This window comes from Capsulimonas sp., assembly GCF_039929585.1.
Classification (GTDB): domain Bacteria; phylum Armatimonadota; class Armatimonadia; order Armatimonadales; family Capsulimonadaceae; genus Capsulimonas.
Genome location: NZ_JBDSQY010000316.1, coordinates 1 through 4,508 on the forward strand (window position 1 = coordinate 1; position 4,508 = coordinate 4,508).

Below are 4,508 nucleotides of genomic sequence, written 5' to 3' on the forward strand. Positions count from 1 at the left end.
TGGCCGCAAGACGCCCTATGAGGCGACAGTCGAATGGTACGGGAAACGGCCCGACCTATTTAACCAGGAGCCTACCCAGTTCCGAACGCGTCACAGTTGTTCACAATGTGATGAGACTTGACACGTATCCACATAGTCTGGAGTCGTATAGCTGTAGATCCGGTTGCAGTCTCGCGAGACAAAACCGTAACTGCGATAATCGTACGCCGCTTTGATAAACTTATAATCCGGATTGGAAGGCGCTTTGGCGGCGTGGGCTGGTTTGTGATGCGCCTTCGCGGAGGCAGTCCCCGATATTCCGAGGAAGCAGACGACTGTCAGAGCCGCGAGGCGGGTGTGCAAGCGCATGGTGTATGGACCTTTATGGTATTCGAAGGAAGCACAGTGATGATTTAGAGTTTGGTCGCGCTCTTTTGCCGCCATCCCTGCGACGTCCGCACCCAAACGTCGCGATACACGCCGCTCAGCGCACTTGCCGCCTTCGCGAACGCGCCTGCAGAGGCGTCGGAAACGGACAGCGCATGGACTTGCCCCGATTCAATGACAATCGCTTGATTCCCGGAAAACGTAACGCTCATGATATCAACCGTGTAGGTGAGCGCCTGCGGGTCCGAGGGGGAGCCAACGACGCGCCCCAGCGTGGACAGGGCCGCGCCGGCGCGCTGAACCGCCGCCCCGCGATTGATCTTCGCGCCGCTTCGGTCGCTGAACATAAAATCCGGCGCCGCCGCGCCGTACATCTGCCCAGCGCTGCGCGTCAAAACCGCATAGCTTCGGTCCTTATACGCCGCTTTGATAGCGCTGAGATCAGAATTGCCGGCGGAGGCCGCCGGAGCGGCAGTTTTACGCGCGGTGACAGATGCGTGACTGGCAACGCCGGCCGCGAAGAGGCAGGAAGACGCGAGAATAATAGCGGCGAATTGAGAACGCAATACGAGACCCTACTTTCGTCTGTGTGGATGCTTGTCAGTTCCCATATTCGCGATTTCACAGCCAAGTCCCTGCCTATTACGCTCTATTTCTCCCACGGCGCGCGCTGGGGCTGAAGTATGATTTCTGTCGGGCAGACACGGGCGGGCGTGCGGAGCACGTAACGGGCGGCTTCGGCGACGTCTTCCGGCTGGATCATTTTGGCGAGGTCCGCGCCGATGTCATCCGTGATCGATGTTTCGACCAATCCCGGGCAGATCGCGCAGACTTTGATTCCTCGCTCGCGGACATCTTGAAAGACCGAGCCGGCGAAGCCGACGATCCCGTGCTTGGAGGCGACATAGGCCGCGTTCATGCCAAAAGCGATACGCCCCGCCATGGAGGCGATAAACAGCACCGCGCCGCCCTCTTCCCCAGCGAGGATATGCGACAGAGCGAGGCGTGTCGCGCGCATCGAAGATTTTAAGTTGAGATCGATGAGATGATCCCAGGCGTCGGGGTCAGCCGTGTCCGCCGATCCCCAGTGAAAAGCGCCGGCGTTATTGACCAGAACATGGAGACTTCCAAGATCACGCACGCATTGCTCAATGGCCTGATCGAGCTGCGCGGGGTCCGTGATGTCCGATGAAATCGGCAGCGCTCGCGCGCCGAGCGCTTCGCACTCCTGAGCCGTCTGCGAGAGTTCTTCGGCGCTTCGCGCCATCAGCGCCACGGCATATCCTTCTTCTGCGAGCATCCGAGCGATGGCGCGTCCGATTCCCCGCCCCGCTCCGGTGACAAACGCCACTCGGCGCTGATTATTTATCGCCGTCATGCTCGCCCCCGCGATGCTCCTGAAGCATATTACAAAACAGAGCCCCCTGCTCGATCGCGTCGTCGAGCGCACGGTGGGTGTGCGGAATTGGGTCGAACCAGCGCCTGGGCATGCGCCGCTTGGTGGCGTCCCGGTAATCCGATCCGAGCATCGCCATGGCGAATGTCTTGATGTCCAGAGCCGAATGCGAGAAAGGGCTTTCGCCGGCAAATCGGATGAGATACCAGTAAACGAAGAGGAAATCGAACGCGGCGGGGTATGCGACAAATACGGGTTTACCCGGCAATTCCTTGAGCCATTGGAGATAGCGAACCATGGCAGTTTCCGGAGATTGCAGATTTTCTCGGCAAGCCGTCCACGCTTCGGGCTGCGTTGCCCACCAGGTCATGGTCTTCGGATCGCCCTGCGCGGCCGGCAGTGTTTCTAGATTTGCCTCAAATGTGCTGAGCAGCGTTTTATCGGCAAGATAGGCCGCCGAGCCAAAGCTGAGCATTGAATTCGGTCCGGGAATCGGACCGTCCGTCTCGACATCGGTGCTGACATAGATTTCCATAATGCTTGCTCTCACCCTTCGTCCGCTGGATACGCCAATCTTATACCTCATTTTATCGTGGGCAGGAAACGGCGGCGTGCGTGTCGTATTGCGATCTTATCCAGTAAAATTCCCACGACACAACGACGAGGTATTTCCATGAAAGTCTCCCCGAGAGGCGTCGGCCTGCTCGTTCTTGCGGCGCTTCCCCTCTCAAGCGCGATGGCGCAGACGCCGGACGCGAAACCCTTTCTGTCCCCAGTCTTCACGGACCATCTCGTGCTCCAGCGCGACCGTCAGGATCCCGTTTGGGGCTGGGCGGCTCCGGGAACGAAGGTGACCGTCAGCATCAACGGTAAGAGCGCCAGCGGAACGGCGGACGCGGACGGCAAGTGGATCGCGAAGCTGCCGGCTCTGACCGCCGGCGGCCCCTACGATTTGACCGTGACCGGCCCAAGCACCACCACGCTGCACGACATCCTGATCGGTGATGTCTGGATCTGCTCGGGGCAGTCGAACATGGAGTTCGGTATGGGAATGCTGGCGAACCCCGCGCCGGAGGTCGCCGCCGCCAACTACCCCAACGTTCGGATCTTCACCACCGCCAAAAGCACGGCGTTCACCCCGCAGGATCTGACAACGGGACATTGGGAGGCCGTGACGCCTGAGAGCATTGCGACCCAGGGCACCTGGAGCGGCTTCAGCGCCGTCGGCTACTTCTTCGGCCGCGAACTCAATCAAAAGCTTAACATCCCGATCGGTCTCATTCAGACCTCCTGGGGCGGGACGATCGCGGAAGCCTGGACCAGCGAAGGCTCCGTGGCGAAACTTCCCGATTTCAAGGACAAGTTGGAAATCGTCCGCGCCCAGCGAACCACCACATCCAGCGTCAACATAGGACAGCAATGGCTGGATTGGTACGCGGCGAATGATCCGGGCGCTAAGGCCAATTGGAGCGATCCGGCCCTGGATGCGTCGTCGTGGAAGACGATGACACTGCCCGCCGCCTGGGAGACCGTGGGCGACGCCGACCTGACGAGCTTTGACGGTATCGTCTGGTTCCGCAAGGAGTTCACGCTGCCCGCCGGCGCCGAGGCCAACGATCTCAAGCTCTATCTGGGCGCTGTTGACGATCTCGACACCACCTGGATCAATGGCGTTCAGGTCGGCGCGTCGAACGACTTCGGAATCGAACGCATCTACACCATCCCCAAATCGGCGCTGCGCGCGGGCGCGAACGTGATTACGGTCCGCGCGATGGACACCGGCGGCGGCGGCGGATTGTACAACGGCGCGAACCCCATGCATCTGGAAATCCCAGGCGGCGACGCAGTTTCGCTGGCCGTTCCCTGGCACTACAAGATCGGCGCGGCGAACGCCCAGATGAAGCCATTCCCGCAGAACCTCAATGGTAACCCCAATGTCGTGACCGTCCTTTACAACGGCATGATCCAACCGCTCGTCCCCTACGGCGTCAAGGGCGCGATCTGGTATCAGGGCGAATCGAACGCCGATCGCGCTTACCAATACCGCTCCGTGCTTCCGGCTATGATCGGCGACTGGCGCAAGCAATGGGGCGAGGGCGACTTCCCGTTCTACATCGTCCAGCTGGCGAACTTCCAGGCCGTCGCCAATCAGCCGGGCGACCACCCCTGGGCGGAACTGCGCGAAGCGCAGACGATGACGGCGAAGAACATCAAGAACTCCGGTCAGGCGCTCGCGATTGACATCGGCGACAACCCCGACATCCATCCCAAGGACAAGCAGGACGTCGGCCGCCGCCTCGCGCTGACTGCTCTCGCAAAGACCTACGGCCAGAAGATCGAATACAGCGGCCCCGAGTACAAGTCCTATAAAGTCGAAGGCTCCAAGGTCCGCGTGACCTTCGACCACCTCGGCGGCGGCCTGCTCGTCAGCACCACCACCCCGCTCAGCGACTACCTGACCCGCACCGGCAACTTCGTCCCCACGGCCGATCCCAGCCCCACCGCCGCCGTCAAAGGCTTCGCCCTCGCCGGCGCCGACAAAAAGTGGTACTGGGCCGACGCCGTAATCGACGGCTCGACCGTTGTGCTCTCCTCCCCCAGCGTCCCCGCCCCCATCGCGGTGCGCTACGCCTGGGCGGAAAACCCGGTCACCAACCTCTACAACAAGGCCGGCCTCCCCGCCGTCCCCTTCCGCACCGACGACTGGCCCGGCCTCACCATCAGCGCCAAATAACCCCTCGGGGCC

The 4,508-nt window shown here is 61.2% G+C and carries 5 protein-coding genes; 1 reads left to right on the forward strand and 4 read right to left on the reverse strand.

What is annotated here, in order from left to right:
* Positions 1 to 90: 90 nt before the first annotated feature.
* The 4 genes from ABIZ35_RS24255 to ABIZ35_RS24270 all read right to left on the reverse strand — a co-directional run bounded on the left by ABIZ35_RS24255 (position 91) and on the right by ABIZ35_RS24270 (position 2,297).
* Positions 91 to 348, reverse strand: a complete 258-nt coding sequence (locus ABIZ35_RS24255; RefSeq protein WP_348222509.1) for a hypothetical protein — start codon at positions 346 to 348, stop codon at positions 91 to 93.
* Between the two features lie 44 nt (positions 349 to 392).
* Positions 393 to 932, reverse strand: coding sequence for a hypothetical protein (locus tag ABIZ35_RS24260; protein WP_348222510.1), 540 nt, complete (start codon positions 930 to 932; stop codon positions 393 to 395).
* Positions 933 to 1,015: 83 nt separating this feature from the next.
* Positions 1,016 to 1,744 carry an SDR family NAD(P)-dependent oxidoreductase gene (locus ABIZ35_RS24265; RefSeq protein ID WP_348222511.1) on the reverse strand — a complete coding sequence of 243 codons (729 nt, stop codon included), beginning with the start codon at positions 1,742 to 1,744 and terminating at the stop codon, positions 1,016 to 1,018.
* Entirely contained in the window at positions 1,728 to 2,297 is a 570-nt protein-coding gene (locus ABIZ35_RS24270) for an exonuclease (RefSeq protein WP_348222512.1), read from the reverse strand. The genes ABIZ35_RS24265 and ABIZ35_RS24270 overlap by 17 nt, the downstream gene beginning before the upstream one ends.
* Before the next feature lie 138 nt (positions 2,298 to 2,435).
* On the opposite strand from ABIZ35_RS24270, the gene ABIZ35_RS24275 reads away from it, so the two are divergent.
* Entirely contained in the window at positions 2,436 to 4,496 is a 2,061-nt protein-coding gene (locus tag ABIZ35_RS24275) for a sialate O-acetylesterase (RefSeq protein ID WP_348222513.1), read from the forward strand.
* The last annotated feature ends 12 nt before the right edge of the window (positions 4,497 to 4,508 follow it).